The organism is Planctomyces sp. SH-PL62 (genome assembly GCF_001610895.1).
GTDB lineage: Bacteria > Planctomycetota > Planctomycetia > Isosphaerales > Isosphaeraceae > Paludisphaera.
The window spans coordinates 2749501-2767672 of the sequence record NZ_CP011273.1 but is presented as its reverse complement, the minus strand read 5'-3'; the positions used below and the strand labels follow the sequence as shown (position 1 = coordinate 2767672).

The window sequence follows — 18172 nt, the reverse complement described above, 5'->3', positions numbered from 1 at the left end:
CTTCCCCCCCCAGTTGAAGGGTTCCGCGAGCTGACGCCCACGCGACCTTCGCCTCCCCCCCCGCGCGGCCTCGCGACGGACCATCGCGCCGAGCCGACCGCGCCCCTAGCTTGCGGAGGCGGGCGACGTCGCACGGATTAGATAATGGGCATGCCAGAATCGATTCACGGGCGTGGATTCGACCACGTTCAAGCCCTCGGCGGCCAGCCAGTCGGCGACCTCGCCGGGGGTGCGATGGAAGACGCGTCGCCGGGCCATGATCGCATCGTGAATCTGGTTCGCCCAGGCCTTCCACCGGGGCGTGGGGGCGAGAGCCTTCAGGATCAGGGTCCCCCCGGGGCGAAGGGACCGGCGCAATCGCGAGCAGAACTCGCGCTGACGGTCGGGAGGAACGTGGCGGAGCACGTCGATGCAAAGGACCACGTCGAAGGCGCCGTCGGGCCATTGATCGGCCGGGAGCGAATGGAATTCCAGGCGATCGCCCAGGGGCGTGGACGCCATCGCCGCGCGAGCGGTCTCGATCGCCAGGACGGACGTATCGAACGCCACGACCCGGGCGGCCCGCCCCGCCCCCGCCGCCAGGGCGCCGCCGACGCCGATCCCGCAACCGACGTCGAGGAGATCGCCCGGCCTCGGCGGGATCCGGCTCAAGACCTCCTCGAACGGACAGATCCAGGGCCGAAGCCGGATCAGGAGCCGGGGCACGCCGGAGGCGTGCGGGTACAAGCGGTCCAGCATCGCCACGACCTCTCCCGGCGAGCGCGGGAGGGGGGGGGTCGCGAATCCGCCGAAGTCCGATCCTGCCGCAGTCGGCTCGACTCGGAGACGAAGGGGTTGATCGCGAGGGCGGAACAGATGAGCCAGACCGAGCGAGGCCGCCGACCACTGGAGCACGACCAGCCCCGTCATGGGCAGGACCTCGTAATACCCGCGCCGCTCATCGATCCAGCCGTAGAAGAAACTGAGGCCCAACATCGTCCCGAGGAGAGGGATGACCAGCCTTCGCAAGACGCGAGGCAGATCGCCGATCATGCAGAGCATGCCCGCGATGGCGACGAAGACGATCCACCAGGCCCACATCAACTCCGCGAGGTTCCTGGCCATTACGTCGAGGTTGCGCAGCGGATACCAATCGCGGCTCGAGGGAGACAGGGCATACCTCACGCTGATCCAGTAGCGAGTCGCCGTGAAACCGATCGTGAGGAGGGCCAGCATCGCCCAGAAGGAAGGACGCCGCCACCTCTCCCAGCGCAGCAGGACGTAGGCCATGATCAGCAGGAGCGACGTCTCCTTGGAGTACACCGCCGCCGCGAACGCCAGCAGGAACCACCACCGCTCCAGGATGAGCGCGTTCAAGGCCAGCGAGAACACGAAGGCGTTCGGGATGTCGTACGGATACTGGCTCCATCGCCCGAATCCACCGAGCAGGGCGACCCCCATCAGGGCGCCGACGAGCGCGGCCGTCACGTCCGGCACGTCGTATAGGATCGAGGTCAGCTTCTTGGCCTGATACATGAACCCCAGGGTCGAAAGCCAGATGAGGAAGTAGCCCGAGAAGAGCAAGGGATAATTCTCGGGACGCCAGTTCAGGACCGTGCCGAGGTAGTGATTCACCGCGCGCCGCCACGGCTCCGGGCCCTCCAGGGATCGGGTGAGAGCGTCCCAGAAGGATGCGGGGACGAGCCGACTGAGCGCCAGGGACGCCTCCGGCAACAGACGCCGCTTCACGAACGGCGCCATCGCCGTCCCCTGGATGCTCTGCACCAGGTTCGGCTTGGTGGGGATGAACGGTTCCGGCGCGTTTCCCACCGCGCCTGCCGCCGGTCCCGATCCCGATCCCGATCCCGAAGGCCGAGCGTCGTCGCGAGGGATCACTTTCCTTTCGGTCTTCGCGAAGGTCGTCCAGAAGAAGAAGATCGCCAACGAGAGGACCACGTAGCAAAGGGCGACGACGCTGCGGTGTTTCATGAGGTTCGGCTCCGCGAATGACGGTCGGGCGGGCCGGGGCGGAATCGCTCCGAAACCGTCGCTTCAAATAACGAGGGCGGCTCGCCCTGCGGCGCCCGAGTCGAGATCAGATGAGGTAGAGGACCCCCGCGCTGATGGCCATCCACGACAGGCCGTTGAGGAGGAAGACCGGATCCTTCAACAGGACTTCCACCGGCCCGTCGTAACGCCCCTCCTGGATCTTGAAGATGTAGCGGAAGATCCCATAGACGACCGGCGGAATCGTGTAGATCAGCTTATCCGTCCGATGAATCTGGATCGTCGTCGGGGCCGTCGTATACATCGCGTACGAGATAAGGCAAAGCGCCGCGGAGACCGACAGGAGGACGTCGATCTTCTCGCGGGAATACGATTCCAGGGTCGCCCGGTACTCGACGGGGGCCGCAAGCTGGGTGAACTCCAGCCGGCGCTTTCCGAACCCCAGGAGCATCGCGAGCGAGAACCCGCACAGGACCATCCAGGACGACGCGACGACCCCGATCGCCTCGCAGCCGGCGATCAGCCGGAACACGAAGCCAAGGGCGATCGACATCACGTCCACGATCACCCGGTATTTCAGGAACAGGCAGTACCCCAGGCTGTTCGCCGCATAGAGCGCGACGAACAGGACGACTCCCCTGGAAAGGAAGACGCCCGCGATCCCCAACCCGAGCACGGCCAGCACGGCCGACAGGATGAAGGCAGATCGGACGGAAACCCGCCCCGAAGGGATCGGCCGCCGGCGTTTGCGAGGGTGTCGCGAATCCGCGCCCGCGTCCAGGGCGTCGTTCAGGCAATACACCGCGCTCGACATCAGGCAGAAGCAGGCCGTCGCGATCAAGGCCCGACCGATCGCCCACGGGTCCTCGCCCAGGCCGCTGAAGAGGAGGGGGAGAAGGACGAAAACGTTCTTCACCCACTGACGCGGGCGCATCAATTCGACCAAAGCCGCATGCGACTCCATCTGGGTCAGCCTCTCGTCCATGCGACATCGGCCCTCGCGCATGTGTCGTTCCGGCCTCAAACCAAATCAGAAGCACAGAATACCATACTTGCAATCAAAATCCACAATACCAAGACACGTTGTTTGTTTTCGGCCTCTTCTCGACCTTCTCGCGCATTCCTCGACAGGGCCCCTTGAATTCGCGACGAAACAGGGGGACCGAGACGCCGTATCGATCCCTCCGAGCCTCGAATCCTCCGTCCCCGTCGCCATGAAATGCGGGAAGCCCCGCGCCGAGGCCCGCCCCAGGCGGCCGGGATGGTGACGGGGCCCGAACCGGGCCTTATGATCGGGGGCGAGACGGACTCGGGCCGCGGCCCGGCCCCGCCCCTCCGGGCGCTCTCCCGATCATCCCCGGCCGGGACGACGCTCGTCGTCCCAGGAAAGGACGAACCGCCGATGTCCCACCGCCGCCCGCGCCTTGATCTCCGCCTGGGCCTTTGCTTCGGTCTCGGCCTCCTGCTCGCCGCGTCCTCGCCGGTGCGGGCCGAAAGTCCGGCCGAGAAGATCCGTCCGGTCCCTCCTCCGGGCGTCGCCGTCCCCGACGCCGACCGGGCGTCCCTCCAGGGCGACCTCGACGCGCTGGCCGGGCGGATCGAGGGGCTTCGCGAGGCCCTCAAGGATCGGCCGAAGCTCCTGGCGTTCCTCCCCGACGTCCAGATCTTCCACGCGGCGGTCGACTCGGCCCTGCGATACGGCGAGTTCTTCGACCTCAAGGAGGTGGAGTGGGCGCGTTCGCTCTTGAAGCAAGGCGTCGAACGCGCGGAGGCCCTGGATCGCGGCGAGACGCCATGGAATTCGGCGGCCGGCCTGGTCGTGCGGGGCTACACGTCGAAGATCGACGGCTCGATCCAGCCCTACGGCCTGGTCGTGCCCCGGTCCTACCGGGCGGATTCGCCGCATCGGTTCCGGCTCGACGTCTGGTGCCACGGCCGGGGCGAGACCCTCAGCGAGCTGAACTTCCTGCGGCAGCGGACCACGTCGATCGGCGAGTTCGCGCCGGCCGACGCCTTCGTGCTCCACCCCTACGGCCGGTTCTGCAACGCCAACAAGTTCGCCGGCGAGGTCGACCTGTTCGAGGCGCTTGAAGACGTGAAGGCCCACTATCCCATCGACGACGACCGCCTCGTCATGCGCGGGTTCTCGATGGGGGGCGCGGCCGCCTGGCAGTTCGCCACCCACTTCCCAAGCGTCTGGGCGGCGGCGGCCCCCGGCGCGGGCTTCGCCGAATCGGCCGACTTCCTGGGCGTCTTCCGCAAGGGCTCGACGTCAACGCCCCCGCCCTGGTACGAGCAAACCCTCTGGCGGCTCTACGACAGCACCGGCTACGCCGCCAACCTGTTCAACCTCCCGACCGTCGCCTACAGCGGGGAGAAGGACGGCCAGAAGCAGGCCGCCGACCTCATGGCCCGCACGCTCGCCGAGGAGAGCGGCCTGAAGGGCCTCCAGAAGCTGGCCGACGACCTCGCCGGCCAGGTGCTCCCCGAGGATGGAATCGACCTGGTCCACGTCATCGGCGCCGGGGCGGGCCACAAGTACACGCCCGAGGCCAAGGCCGAGATCGACCGCCGGATCGACGCGATCGCCCGCAAGGGCCGCGACCCCGTCCCTGCGGAGGTCGACTTCACCACCTACACCCTCCGCTACAACGAGTCGTCCTGGGTCCGGATCGACGGGCTGGCGCGGCACTGGGAGCGGGCCCGCGTCCGGGCGCGCCTCCGCTCCTGGTTCGACGGCTCCTTCTCCATGATCGGGGACGACCGCCTCGGGCCCGACGTCCACAGCGAGAACGTCACCGCCCTGACGCTGACGGTCCCCGCCGGCCACGCGCCGTTCGACCCCCGGAAGGCTTTCAAGGCCCGGATCGACGGCGACGTCGTGAAGGTTCCCAAGGCCGGCTCGGATCGGTCGTGGACCGCCAGCTTCCGCAAGGTGGACGGCCGCTGGACCCTCGCCGGCCCCGACGACGACGGCCGGCTCGTCAAGCGGCACGGCCTCCAGGGGCCGATCGACGACGCCTTCTACGACTCGTTCCTGATGGTCCGACCCACCGGCCCGGCGTCCAATGAGCAGGTCGGCGCCTGGACCCAGGCCGAGCTTTCCCGCGCCCTCGACCGCTGGCGCCGCCAGTTCCGGGGTCAAGCCCGCGTCAAGGATGATACGGACGTGACCGAGGCCGACATCGCCTCGTCCAACCTCGTCCTCTGGGGCGACCCGAGCAGCAACGCCGTGCTCGCAAAGGTCCTCGACAGGCTTCCCGTGAAGTGGAACGCCGACCGCGTCGAGCTGGCCGGCGAGTCGCACGATGCCAGGACGCACGCCCCGACCTTGATCTTTCCGAACCCGCTCAACCCTCGTCGCTACGTCGTGCTCAACAGCGGTTTCACTTACGGCGAGTTCGACGACCTCAATAACGCCCGACAGACCCCCAAACTCCCCGATTTCGCCGTCGTCGACGTCACCTCCCCTCCAACACCGCGCGAGCCCCGCAAGATCGTCCAGGCCGGCTTCTTCGACGAGGCCTGGCGGCCTCGCGCCGAAACACACCAGCCCAAATCTCACCCCTGAACCATCACCCGAAGGGCGGCGGACCGTCGGGACCGGTTGGGGGTGACGAGCCCACAGCCCCAGAAGATGGATGACCTGGGCCGATGGCGACGTCGAACCGAGACGCTCATGAAACTCGAGCCCGCCGAAGCCATCCTCTCGAAGACCGCCCCATTGACGCTATTCACCATCGGCCACTCGACCCATCCGCTCGACGAGTTCCTCAGACTCCTCGCCGAACATAACATTCAAGCCCTGGCGGACATACGGAGGTTCCCCGGATCGCGGAAATACCCGCACTTCAACCGGGAGAACCTCGCCTCCACCATGCCCCAGGCAGGCGTCGAGTACCGCTGGATCGAATCTCTGGGAGGGCGTCGCAAGCAACCAGGCGGATCGACCACGAATCTCGGCCTGCGAAACCAGAGCTTCCGGAATTACGCCGATTACATGGCCACCCCGGACTTCCACGAGGCGATCGAGAGTCTGCTAGAACTGGCCCGGCAAAAGCGAACCGCGTTCATGTGCTCCGAGGGCGTCTACTGGCGCTGCCATCGGCGGCTGGTCAGCGATTACCTGGGCGTCCGAGGTATCGAAATCCGCCACATCATGCCCTCCGGCACATTGCGGCCCCACATTTTGACCGAAGGGGCCCGGGTGGAGGGAGGCGAACTGAGCTATCCGTCGCCGCGAGAGGACGAAAGGGCGAGCCTGTTCGAGTGATCGAAGGCCAGATTCCAGTCTTAGCCCTCCCGGAATTGCGTCTGACGGCCGAGAGGAGTGGCCGGTTCGGAGGCGGGGCAGCGGGGTTCGAAACGAAGACGCCCCCGCCTTGGGGGCGGGGGCGTCTCTGGGGGATTCCGGCGATGACCGACTTTCGCGCCTGAGCACTATCATGGGCCCGTCGGGCTTAACGGCCGTGTTCGGAATGGGAACGGGTGTGGCCCCGACGGTATGGTCGCCGGAAAAACGGCCGGCGGGGGTTTCGCCCCGCCGGGCGTGGATCTCGGTGGGTCGGTCGATACGTCACGAGGCGAGCGGTTCGTCCACTCCAGCTTCCGATCTCGAGGATCACGGACCCGGGGTCCGGACCGGGAGTCGGCCGGTTTCACTTCGGCGAGGCTCGCCGTGCGGAGGATCTTGCAGCCGCCGCGACCCGGGCCCGGCTCCGCGTGCGGAGGGGACGGATCGGGGTGGTCAAGCCGCTCGGCTGTTAGGACCGGTCGGCTGAGGCGGTCGCCCGCCTTGCACTTCCGGCCTATCGACCTGGTCGTCTTCCAGGAGCCTGTGCGGGACATGCCCGCTGGAGACCTCATCTCGGAGAGGGCTTCGCGCTTAGATGCTTTCAGCGCTTATCCCGTCCCGACCTGGCTACCCGGCGGTGCCGCTAGCGCGACAGCCGGCACACCAGAGGTCGGTCCTCCCCAATCCTCTCGTACTAGGGGAGAAGCTCCTCAAGTCTCCTACGCCCACGGCAGATAGGGACCGACCTGTCTCACGACGGTCTGAACCCAGCTCGCGTACCGCTTTCATTGGCGAACAGCCAAACCCTTGGGACCTTCTCCAGCCCCAGGATGCGATGAGCCGACATCGAGGTGCCAAACCTCCCCGCCGCTAGGGACGCTCGGGGGAGATCAGCCTGTTATCCCCGGAGTACCTTTTATCTGTTGAGCGACGGCCTTTCCATCCAGCACCGCCGGATCACTAACGCCGACTTTCGTCCCTGCTCGACCCATCGGTCTCGCAGTCAGGCGCCCTTCTACGTTTGCGCTCGCGTTGCCCGATTGCCGACCGGGCTGAGGGCACCATTGCGCTCCTCCGTTACTCTTTGGGAGGAGACCGCCCCAGTCAAACTGCCCGATGAGCACGGTCCCGGTACGGGCTGCGTACCGGTGAGGGCCGACGATCATTCAGGGTGGTATTTCACCGTTGGCTCGCCGACGGCTGGCGCCGCCGGGTCGAAGCCTCCCACCTATCCTACACAGAACGAGCATCGGACCAGTGCCAACCTGCAGTAAAGGTTCACGGGGTCTTTCCGTCTAACCGCGGGTACGTGGCATCTTCACCACGACTACAGTTTCACCGGGTCCCTCGTGGAGACAGCGCTCCAGTCGTTACGCCATTCATGCAGGTCGGAACTTACCCGACAAGGAATTTCGCTACCTTAGGACCGTCATAGTTACGGCCGCCGTTTATCGGGGCTTCGGTCGCCGGCTTCGCTTGCGCTGACCGCCTTCCTCAACCTACCGACACCGAGCAGGCGTCAGACTCTATACGTCCTCTTGCGAGTTGGCAGAGTCCTGTGTTTTTGATAAACAGTCGCTAGAGCCGATTCTCTGCGGCTCCCCCCTCGCGGAGGGAGCACCCCTTGTACCGAAGGTACGGGGTCATTTTGCCGAGTTCCTTCACGAGGGTTCTCCCGAACGCCTTCGGATTCTCACCTGGCACACCTGTGTCGGATTGCGGTACGGGCCGGCGGATCGTCCCGAGGGGGCTTTTCGCGGCCGGATTCTCTCGAGCTTCCAGATCGAATGCTGTCGGCCTTGCGGCACGGGGGCGTCTACCACCCCGACTCGAGAATCCTCCGGCGTCCTCCCTCGTTCAACCTCCCCGCCGGGTGACGGAATATTAACCGTCTGCCCATCGACTACGCCTTTCGGCCTCGTCTTAGGACCCGACTGACCCTGGGCGGATTGACCTTCCCCAGGAAACCTTGTGCTTTCGGCGGACGGGCTTCCCACCCGTCTTGTCGTTACTCGTTCCGGCATGCGCACTCGACGCCGCTCCACGGCTCCTCACCGGTGCCGCTTCGACGCTGGCGTCGACGCTCTCCTACCATTCTTGCGAATCCGCGACTGCGGCACGACGCTTAGTCCCCGTCATTTTCGGCGCGGGATGGCTCGACCGGTAAGCTGTTACGCACTTTTGAAATGGTGGCTGCTTCTAAGCCAACATCCCGGCTGTCACGGCGATCCCACTTCCTTTGCCACTGAGCGTCGCTTTAGGGGCCTTGGTCGGCGGTCTGGGTTGTTTCCCTCTCGAGCATGAAGCTTATCCCCCACGCTCTGACTCCCGGGGTCCGACGCACGGTATTCGGAGTTGGGTTCCGATGGGTAGCCGGGGAGGCCCCCAAACGGATTCCGTCGCTCTACCCCCGTGCGTTACTTCCCGAGGCTGGCCCTAAAGCCATTTCGGAGAGAACGAGCTATCTCCAGGTTTGATTAGACTTTCACTCCTCCCCACGGGTCCTCCCCCAGTTTTTCAACACTGGTGGGTTCGGTCCTCCACGGCCGGTTAGGGCCGCTTCAACCTGCCCATGGGTAGTTCACCTGGTTTCGCGTCTATCGCGCCCGACTGAGTCGCCCTGTTCAGACTCGCTTTCGCTGCGGCTCCCCCCCTGAAGGGGTTAACCTGGCCGGACACGATAACTCGCCGGATCATTATGCAAAAGGCACGCGGTCAGCCCGACTTGCGTCAGAGGCCTCCCACCGCTTGTAGGCGCGGGGTTTCAGGTTCAGTATCCTCCCCTTGTCGGGGTTCTTCCCACCGTTCGGTCGCCCTACTGGGTTCGCTATCGGTCGTCGTCGAGTACTTAGCCTTGCGGGATGGTCCCCGCGAATTCAGGCCGGGTTTCCCGTGCCCGACCCTACTTGGGCGACCGGATGAGGAACCGCCGCTGCACCTACGGGGCTGTCACCCGCTCCGGCGCGATTTTCCAAACGGCTTCGGTTCGCGTTGGTTCCTCGTGATTCCGGGCCCTCGACCCCGGACGGTGACCCGTCCGGTTTGGGCTCTTCCCCGTTCGCTCGCCGCTACTGAGGGAGTCTCGGTTGATTTCCTTTCCTCCGGGTACTGAGATGTTTCAGTTCCCCGGGTGTTCCTCGGGCATTCCGGGATCGACGCTCGTTATGCAGCTCCCCCGGACTTATCGCAGCCTTCCACGCCCGAATTCCTGACGACGCCTAGGCATTCCCCCCGCGCCCTTAGGGGCTTGACCACGCCGATCGGGCCCCCGCGCCTGGGAAGGCGCGGGCCTCTCGACGGGCAGCCGCTCGATTCTTCGCTTCGCGATTCCTCGCCAAGCCGGACAGGGGATTCGACCCCGGCGTCTCGCGACGCGGAAGTCGGCCCCAGGCCCGATCCAGATCCTAAAGGGTTCGTGTTCTTCGAGCCGCCCCGACTCGCGTCGCGGCGGCGTGAAACTGTAGTGGAGTATGCCACTCGCCCTTCCCGCCGGCGCGTGCCGCCCGCGTCCGAGGACGCCGACCGCACGACCCGCGTTGGGGCTCGTGTCGAATCCGCCCCGCCTTCGACCCCCCCGCCCCGAGGGGCGAAGCGGCCGGCCGCGGCCGGATTCGTGTATCGACCAACCACCGAATTGTCAAAGAGGCTCGCGGCCGGCGGACCTGCGTCCGCCGTCCGGGCCCTGGCGCCTGGCCAGGGGGCGAGGCCGTCCCCGGGGGAGACGGCCCCGCCCCGCGTCCAGGAGGCGAGGGTCGGAACGTCGACCCGCCCGGCGGAGGCCGGGCGGGCGACGCGTATGCCGATCGATCGTGGCCCGGTCCGCCTTGCGGCGGATCCGGAGGGCCGGGCTCGGGGCCCGGCGTGGTCGGAGAGGCTCGATGCGTGAGCCGATTCCGGCGTTCAAACCCTCGGGGGGAGCAGGCGTACGGGCGTCTCCTCGGGGTCCGAGGCGGCGCCGACGAGCCGTGGGGGCCGACGAAGGAGGCCTGGCGGCAACCTTCGCGATCCGGCGTCCCCGGCTTGGTTTTCCAAGTTTCCTTAGAAAGGAGGTGATCCAACCGCAGGTTCCCCTACGGTTACCTTGTTACGACTTAGTCCCCATCACGGGTTTCATCTTCGGCGCCTGCCTTTCGGCTCCGACGACTTCGGATGCCCCCCGCTTTGGTGGCTTGACGGGCGGTGTGTACAAGGCTCAGGAACACATTCACCGCGGCAATGCTGATCCGCGATTACTAGCGATTCCAGCTTCATGCGGGCGAGTTGCAGCCCGCAATCCGAACTGAGGGACGGTTTTTGCGATTAGCGCGGCCTTGCGGCCTGGCGACGCTTTGTCCGCCCCATTGTAGCACGTGTGCAGCCCTGGGCATAAGGGCCATGATGACTTGACGTCGTCCCCGCCTTCCTCCGGCTTGACGCCGGCGGTCTGATCAGAGTCCCCGCCATGACGCGCTGGCAACTGATCACAGGGGTTTCGCTCGTTACGGGACTTAACCCAACACCTCACGGCACGAGCTGACGACAGCCATGCAGCACCTGCACAGGTTCCACCTTGCGGCGTCGCCGACGTTTCCGCCGGCTAATCCCTGCATGTCAAGCCCAGGATAAGGTTCTTCGCGTAGCCTCGAATTAAGCCACATGCTCCACCGCTTGTGTGAGCCCCCGTCAATTCCTTTGAGTTTCAGCCTTGCGACCATACTCCCCAGGCGGAGCACTTCACGGTTTCCCTGCGGCAGGGAGCCCATCGGCGAGCCCCCTACCCAGTGCTCATCGTTTACGGCTAGGACTACCGGGGTATCTAATCCCGTTCGCTCCCCTAGCTTTCGCGTCTCAGCGTCAGTAGACGTCCAGGGTCTCGCTTTCGCCACGGGCGTTCCTTCCGATCTCAACGCATTTCACCGCTCCACCGGAAGTTCCAGACCCCCCTACGTCCCTCCAGACCGGCCGTTTCGTGCCGCGTTCCCCGGTTGAGCCGGGGGATTTCAGGCGCCGACGCACCGATCCGCCTACACGCGCTTTAAGCCCAGTGATTCCGAATAACGTTCGCACGGTTCGTCTTACCGCGGCTGCTGGCACGAACTTAGCCCGTGCTTCCTCCAGGGATCGATCAAGCCCCTTGCAGGGCCTTTCTCCCCCTCGACAGGAGTTTACAACCCGAAGGCCTTCGTCCTCCACGCGGCGTCGCTCGGTCAGGCTTGCGCCCATTGCCGAAGATTCTCGACTGCAGCCTCCCGTAGGAGTCTGGGCAGTGTCTCAGTCCCAGTGTGCCGGGCCACGCTCGCACGCCCGGTAGGCATCGAAGGCTTGGTGGGCCGTTACCCCGCCAACGACCTAATACCACGACGGCCCGTCCCGAGGCGGACGGATCCTTTGGCGAAGCGTCGATGCCGACGCCCTCGCATCGCTGGGGATTACCCGCAGTTTCCCGCGGCTATACCCATCCTCGGGGTTGGTTGCCGTCGCCTTACTCACCCTTCCGCCACTGGCCCCTTGCGGGGCCCGTGCGACTTGCATGCCTAATCCACGCCGCCAACGTTCATTCTGAGCCAGGATCAAACCCTTCACAATGGTCCTCGGACCGTTCGCCCCCCCGAAGGAGGCCTTCCCGATCTCCGGTCCCCATCCTCGAAGAGGTCTGAGGAATGCTCGGCGATCCGTCCTTCATGACCCCCCGCCCCGCCCGAAGGCGTGACGGCTGGCCGCGAGTCCGGATGCGCCACCGGTCCTTGCGGCCGCCCCGACGTCGTTGCGAGGTCCAGGACCTGGGCCTCCGACGTCCCGATGGGACGATCCCGCACGCCGGCTCCCCTCAAGGGTTCGCCCGCGGTACGCGTTCCGAGGGGCTGGTGGCCCCTTCCCGCGTTCCGCACTCGCTACGCATCGTTCTCTCCGCCCCGCGTCCTGCGACGCGAGGCTCGTTCCACGATCGACCGGATTGTCAAAGAGCGGCGATCCGCTTCGCCCCGGCCCTGCGGCCGTCCCGAAGCCCCCGCCTTCCGAGCCTCCCCCCGCCGCGACTCGACGTTTTCGGCCGACCTGGTCGTTGTTGGCGACTCGGTCGGCCGTTCGTTTCGTCTCGGCGTCGTTCGTCTCGACAGGCAGATATTAAGGCATCCCCCCCACCGGGTCAACGGTCTGGTCCCGCGTGCCCCCCAACTCCGCATCTAATCTTCACTGAGTCAACATGTTACGACTTCCAACTTTCTCGAAGACGGCTTTGAGACGACTGCCGTTTTGCGGTCTTCCAGTCCTCCATTTCCGCTTTGAATCGGGCGGTGACGGCGTTTCACACGCTTCTCCGCTCGTTTCCCGTGTCCGCTGTTCTGCTCTATAGGGGATTCGATCCCCGTGGACGGCCTGGAGGTCCCCCCCTGCCCTGGCTCTTGGCGTCGGGAACCTCGCGATTCAGGCGCGGGCCTCGGGATCCTCTCACTTGATATAGAGAGCGGCGGGATGGTTGCCGGCGGAAGGACGGATCCGAGGAGCGGACGATCCGGGGAGGTAGAGGTGAGGAATGAGACCGATTCGGGCAGTCCCGGCCCACCGCGCCCAGTCGCAACGGTTTCGCCGGAATCCCGGGCGGCACCGCCTTCAATGAGGAGAATGCGTCCTGAGCGACTTGTAAATCGGGCGATCTGTATCCGATAAGCCAAGCTGAGGAAGCCAGGGAATGGCCGCAAGAACAGAAGGAGCGACATCGACCATGGACGTTGGCACGGCGGTCATGAGAGGAAGGCGGTCGAACGGACGCCGAGGGATGGTCGGCGGGCGGAGCGGGCCGAGGCGGCTCGAGACAACGGAGTGCCCCGCGATGATGACGGACGTGGACGAGTCGACCCAGCTCGACTGGGTGCAGAGCGTGCTCTTCGATCGCGGCTATCTTTCTCGGATCCGCGGCGAGGCCATCAAGGTCTATCTGGTGATCATCGAGGCGGTCGGCGGCGAGCCCGATCGCAGCGTGACGATCAGCCTGAGCCAACTCGTCGCCCGGACGAGGCTCTCCACGCCGACGGTGATCGACGGCCTCGCGCAGCTTGAGAAGCTGGGGCTGGTCGTTTCCACCACCGGGCCTCGCGGCAAGGTGAAGACCTATTACGTCGCCGATCCGCCGGCCGTCGAGTCGGACTGATCGCCCCGGCGCGTGCGGCGTCGCGGGCGAGGGCCGCTGGCGGGAGGGATTTTGTCAGGGCGATCTCGAGGCAAGGTGGCATCCGGCCATGGCATCGTATTTCTTCCGGGTCGAGCACGACCTGCTCCGGTCCGACGCCTTCCGATCGCTGGGAGGCTCGGCGATCAAGGTCTATCTCGTGATCGGCCTCTATACGGACTTCGGCACGGACTGGGGATATCCCAGCACGCGGACCATCGCGCGCCAATCGGGCCTGAGCCGGCAGACGGTCATCGACGCCATCGCCGAGCTGGTCCAGGCCGGGCTGTTGATCGCCAACAAGTCGAAGGGGAGGTCCACGGCGTACCGGGTCCTCCGTCAGGCGGCTCCCGAACATCGGCCGACGGGCGACCGGGCCAAGCCCCCCTCGTCCAAGAAAGCCAAGCCGGCCCCGCCGACCGGCCGAGATCTTTTAGACGAGCCCCGAGAAACTGGACTGGATTCTTTAGTCGACCCCTCGAAATCCGGTCTATTTTCTTTAGTCGAGCCGGTCCAGAAGTTGGACCGCGCCGGCCGTGAGGATGGGCCCAAACAAGAGACAGGAACGAAAGAAGACACAGCGTCCGTGCCGATCCCGGGCACTCCGTTCCGCCTGAGCGCCGACGGACGCCTTCTTGTTGCTGTCGATTTGCAGGGTTTGTTGACCAATCAGGGACTGCCCGAGAACCTCGCGAACCGCCTAGTTACGCAGAAGGATCCCGAGGCAGTCGCGAAGGTGCTCCTCAACGCCCTCTATTTGCAGAGCCAGGGTAAGCTGCAAAACGGTCCCGGCTATATCCGCGCGGGGATCGAGGACGGCTACGAACTGCTCCCCCAGGTGGCGAACCGGCTGGAGAGCCGTCGCCGCGAGCTGGCGGAGCGGCTGCGGCGCATCGAAACCGAGAAGAAGCAGGCCCGGGACGTCGACTCGCTGGCGTCCCAGGAGGCGGCGGTCTCATACGTCCTCGAGAAGCTCCATCCCGATGAGCTGAAGCGACTTACGGCCGCAGCCCTGGACTCTTTGCCGGAGCCGGTGGTCCGTCGGAACCCGACGCTCTCGAATCCCTTCGTGCGGGGGAAGGTCTACGAACTGGCGTGCGGCGAGCCGGTCGAGTAAGAGCAAGTCGTTCGCCGGAAATAGGTTGGGTCGATCGAAACGCGGCTTCGGGCCGCGTTTCTTTTTGCGCCCGCCGGGAGCCGAAATTCGGGAGTCGCGAGACGCGAATCGGCCTCCCGTTGACGCAAATGGCAGGCGAAGCCCGTATGCCAAAATGGCTGCTGTCGATTTGGCAGTATCTTGATTGCGAACTCGGGGCAGGCGAGGTTGATTCAAAGCGAGGCAAGGTCGCGTCTTGCGGCGTCCCGTTTACGGGAATTGCGTGTTCGGGATGCCTGTACTGGCCGTCTCGCCTTCGCACGGCTTCCGAAGGATGAGCAGGTCGCGCACCTGTCCCAGGAGTCGGCCTTCGACCCGGGCGCGGCGGACCTGCTGGGGGGTGTAGTCGCCACTCATCGGGCAGCTGATTCGGCGCTCGGGGAGGAAGCCGGCGTCCAGGCCCGCGCGATAACCGAGGAAGACGTGGTCGATGTAGCCGTGTCCGCGGGGCAGGTCCTTCTCGGTCTGAGTCGCCAATAAAAGCGCAAAATGGCCGCCGGGCCTGATCGTTAAAAAGGCGTTCTCGGCCAGCCGGGCGAGGAACCGGACCCAGTCCTCCAGGGGGCCGCCGCCACGCTCGATTTGGGGTACTTGCGGGCGAGCATGGAGTGGTAGGGCGGGTCGCAGAAGAGGAGGTCGCAGCCGAGGGCTTCCGGGGGGAGTCCGAGGCGGACGTCGTGGGGGGCGATCTCGGGGCGCGTCGGTTCGAGGTCGTAGGCGAGGCATCGTCGGCCCATGGCGAGGGCGACGTCGAGGGTGGTGCCGCCGCCGGCCATCGGGTCGACGACCAGGGCGCCGGGCTCGGTGAAGTAGTGGAGCGTGTGGGCGACGAGGGCCGGGGGGATGGAGCCGGGGTGGGGGATGCCGAAGGCCCGGTCGTGGCGGAACGACCAGACGTCGTACGGAGTGGGCTGGAAGTCGCGGGCGAACTTGTCGCGACGGCGGAGGTCCTTGTAGGCCGCGTGGATGGTCTTCGTCCCCGCGTCGAGCTGGGCGACCCCCGCCCTCGCCCGCGCGTCCCCCTCGCCGGCGACCTTCCAGACGGCCCGGGCCTGGCGGTACAGATCCTTGCCCCCCAGGCCGATCCGCTCGGCGACGGCGGCGTCGGTGCGGCCCGCTCGAGGGGGCGTCGCCTCCCCCTGCCCATCATCCTCTCGAGCGTCGGAATTCCGACGCTCGACCTGGCCCCCGTCCTCCAGCCACGACGGATGATCGGGAAAGGGGAGGGTTCGGGGGCCGGAGCCGACTGGCTGATGCGCCGCGGCGACGTTCCGCAGGTTGCCCCGGCTTCGCAGCTTCGCGTCGGCCGACCAAAGCCGTTCGAGCGCGTCGGCTTCCCGCATGAGTTGGCTGAACGTCTTGCGTCTCTGGCGGTTGTATTCCAGGATGGCGACCCGGCGATCGTCGTCCGAATCGAACCGGCGGATCGTGCAGGGGACCGTTGCGAACCCCAGTTCGATCGCGCAGGCCATTCGGCGATGTCCCGACACGACCTCCCAGCGTCCCCTCGCCAGCCCCGGCGCGACGACCAGGGGCACCAGGATCCCGTGTTCCCGCACGCTCCCGATCAGGTCGTCCACCTGGCTCGCCGGGTCGCCGTAGACTTCCAGGTTGAACAGGTTCTGATCGAGCGAACGGACGTCCAGCATCGCGTAAGGTGGGGGCGAGGCGGCGGGGGGGTCGCTTGGGGTCGGGCTCGGCCTGGCGGCTCGGCGCGCGGGAGAAGCCATGGGGGACGTCCTTGTCCGTGGGGCCGTTCGGTCGATGATCGCCGGGAATCTAGCAGAGGCGCCGAATCCTGTCGAGTCGTGGAGGCGGACGGCCGGGGGCCGCGGGAAGGTCGCCACCGTCACAGGGCGACGGCGAAGTCCGGGCGAAGCCGCTCGACGTCTTGACCGATCGGGGTGAAACGTCTAGGGTTCAGGAGTCGATAGATCACGTCCTGATCGAACCTCCGTATCGGAGACGCCCCTTGAACTCCGCCCTCGCACGCCGCCGAAGCCTCTGGGTCGCCTTGACGGCGATCCTCATGGCGTGGGCGGTCCCGACCGGGGCGAAGGCGTGCTCCCCGGCGAAGATGGCCATCGGGAGCTGCGTGGCCGCTTGCGGCTGTTGCGAGAAGGCCCCGGCCCACGTCGAGCCGTCCCGCGACTTCGCCGGGGCGGTGCTCGCCCCCGGGAGGGCCTCGGCCGCCGACGCGGAAGGCTCGTGCAGCCCGTACCGCGGCTGCGCCTGCCGCGCCGACCGATCCGAGGCCCTCGAACCCAACGGCTCGAATCGACGCACCACGAGCCCGAGGAAGACCGACCTCGGTCGCATCTCGCCCCAGGCCGCGACGGACTTCGATCCGTCCCCTCGGCCCCCTTCCCTCCCGGTCGGGCCTGCTGAGAGTCCGCCGCGAGGGTCCCCCCTCTACCTGCGGCACGCCCGACTCCTGATCTGAACCGGCCCTGCATCGAGGTCGCCGGTCCTCCTGCGCACCCCGTCCGTCCCCGAGCGACCCTCGGGCCGACGCGGTCGATGCGCGGTGAAGACCGATCGGTCCCGATGCCGGGGGCGAGGAGGACGGTCCGCGCCGCGCGGGTCGTCCTCCCCTTCCCTGTCAACGGGAGTGGGGGAATGCTCGTCCGCGTCGTGCGGGGGCCGCCATTCGGGTCATCGAGTTGGGAGAAGAACCTATGGATCGTCGTGGAATGCTAGGCTTGGTCGGGGCACTCGCGCTGGCCGTCGTGATGGGCGCCGCCGGGGCCGCCGAGGTGAAGAAGGCCGAATGTGACGCCAAGGCCGCCGCCTGCGAGAAGAAGGACGCCGCCTGCTGCGACGCCAAGGCCGCCGCCTGCGAGAAGAAGGCCGCGTGCGAGAAGAAGGCCGAGTGCGACAAGAAGGCCGCCGCGTGCTGCGACGCCAAGGCCGAGTGCTGCGACGCCAAGGCCGCCGCCTGCTGCGCCGCCAAGGCCGCCGCCTGCGAGAAGACCGCCGCGTGCGAGAAGAAGGCCGAGTGCGACAAGAAGGCCGCCGCGTGCTGCGACGCCAAGGCCGCCGCCTGCTGCGCCGCCAAGGCCGCCGCCTGCTGCGACGCCAAGGCCGCCGCCTGCTGCGCCGCCAAGGCCGCCGCCTGCGAGAAGACCGCCGCCTGCGAGAAGGACGCCAAGGCCGCGTGCGAGAAGAAGGCCGAGTGCGACAAGAAGGACGCCGCGTGCTGCGACGCCAAGGCCGCGTGCTGCGAGCAGAAGGACGCCGCGTGCTGCGCCGCCAAGGCCGCCGCCTGCGAGAAGACCGCCGCGTGCGAGAAGAAGGCCGAGTGCGACAAGAAGGCCGCCGCGTGCGAGAAGAAGGCCGAGTGCGACAAGAAGGACGCCGCGTGCGATAAGGACGCCAAGGCCGAGGCGGCGGACGCCCGCTGATCGCGGTCGGGAAGGGCCGAGCCCGGTGGCCTGGAGGCCGGCCGGTCGGGGCGCGAAGGTCGGACGCGGAAGAGGCGGGGCGACATCGCCCCGCCTCTTCCGCCATTGTGCGACCACAAGGCAAGGATGGGGGTGACGCAACGTCCGGGACCGGCGACGATCGAGGTCGACGACCGGCCGGGGGGCGG

The 18172-nt window shown here is 66.7% G+C and carries 10 protein-coding genes and 3 rRNA genes; 6 read left to right on the top strand and 7 right to left on the bottom strand.

Annotated features, from left to right (window positions below):
• Window positions 1–105 precede the first annotated feature (105 nt).
• Both VT85_RS10695 and VT85_RS10690 read right to left on the bottom strand, forming a co-directional pair.
• Complete coding sequence (locus VT85_RS10695) at window positions 106–1968, bottom strand: SAM-dependent methyltransferase (RefSeq protein ID WP_068414485.1); 1863 nt, start codon at window positions 1966–1968, stop codon at window positions 106–108.
• Window positions 1969–2074: 106 nt separating this feature from the next.
• Complete coding sequence (locus VT85_RS10690; protein WP_068414482.1) at window positions 2075–2971, bottom strand: decaprenyl-phosphate phosphoribosyltransferase; 897 nt, start codon at window positions 2969–2971, stop codon at window positions 2075–2077.
• Window positions 2972–3388: 417 nt separating this feature from the next.
• Between VT85_RS10690 and VT85_RS10685 the strand changes: the two genes are divergently transcribed.
• Window positions 3389–5557, top strand: coding sequence for a prolyl oligopeptidase family serine peptidase (locus VT85_RS10685; protein WP_068421796.1), 2169 nt, complete (start codon window positions 3389–3391; stop codon window positions 5555–5557).
• Window positions 5558–5665: 108 nt separating this feature from the next.
• Window positions 5666–6259, top strand: coding sequence for a DUF488 family protein (locus VT85_RS10680; RefSeq protein ID WP_068421793.1), 594 nt, complete (start codon window positions 5666–5668; stop codon window positions 6257–6259).
• A 135-nt stretch (window positions 6260–6394) separates the two neighbouring features.
• Here the strand turns inward: VT85_RS10680 and rrf are convergent.
• The 3 genes from rrf to VT85_RS10665 form a co-directional block, all read right to left on the bottom strand.
• Window positions 6395–6502: ribosomal RNA gene (gene rrf, locus VT85_RS10675) — 5S ribosomal RNA — on the bottom strand.
• Between the two features lie 227 nt (window positions 6503–6729).
• A 23S ribosomal RNA gene (locus VT85_RS10670) occupies window positions 6730–9533 on the bottom strand.
• Window positions 9534–10322: 789 nt separating this feature from the next.
• Window positions 10323–11845: ribosomal RNA gene (locus VT85_RS10665) — 16S ribosomal RNA — on the bottom strand.
• The 16S, 23S and 5S rRNA genes sit together here, the layout of an rRNA operon.
• A gap of 1243 nt (window positions 11846–13088) precedes the next feature.
• Here VT85_RS10665 and VT85_RS10660 point away from each other — a divergent pair.
• Complete coding sequence (locus VT85_RS10660; protein WP_197491207.1) at window positions 13089–13406, top strand: hypothetical protein; 318 nt, start codon at window positions 13089–13091, stop codon at window positions 13404–13406.
• Between the two features lie 88 nt (window positions 13407–13494).
• Window positions 13495–14541 carry a helix-turn-helix domain-containing protein gene (locus VT85_RS10655; RefSeq protein ID WP_068414479.1) on the top strand — a complete coding sequence of 349 codons (1047 nt, stop codon included), beginning with the start codon at window positions 13495–13497 and terminating at the stop codon, window positions 14539–14541.
• A gap of 249 nt (window positions 14542–14790) precedes the next feature.
• Here the strand turns inward: VT85_RS10655 and VT85_RS28395 are convergent, their stop codons facing one another.
• Both VT85_RS28395 and VT85_RS10645 read right to left on the bottom strand, forming a co-directional pair.
• Window positions 14791–15057 (bottom strand): hypothetical protein, encoded by a 267-nt coding sequence (locus VT85_RS28395; protein ID WP_068414476.1) that lies wholly within the window; start codon window positions 15055–15057, stop codon window positions 14791–14793.
• Window positions 15058–15089: 32 nt separating this feature from the next.
• Window positions 15090–16310: a ParB/RepB/Spo0J family partition protein gene (locus VT85_RS10645; RefSeq protein WP_197491206.1), complete on the bottom strand. Its 1221-nt coding sequence runs from the start codon at window positions 16308–16310 to the stop codon at window positions 15090–15092.
• A gap of 242 nt (window positions 16311–16552) precedes the next feature.
• Between VT85_RS10645 and VT85_RS27565 the strand changes: the two genes are divergently transcribed.
• On the top strand, window positions 16553–17023 hold the full coding sequence (locus tag VT85_RS27565) for a hypothetical protein (RefSeq protein WP_156512801.1): 471 nt from the start codon (window positions 16553–16555) through the stop codon (window positions 17021–17023).
• Window positions 17024–17273: 250 nt separating this feature from the next.
• Window positions 17274–17984, top strand: a complete 711-nt coding sequence (locus tag VT85_RS10635; RefSeq protein ID WP_156512800.1) for a hypothetical protein — start codon at window positions 17274–17276, stop codon at window positions 17982–17984.
• Window positions 17985–18172: the final 188 nt, after the last annotated feature.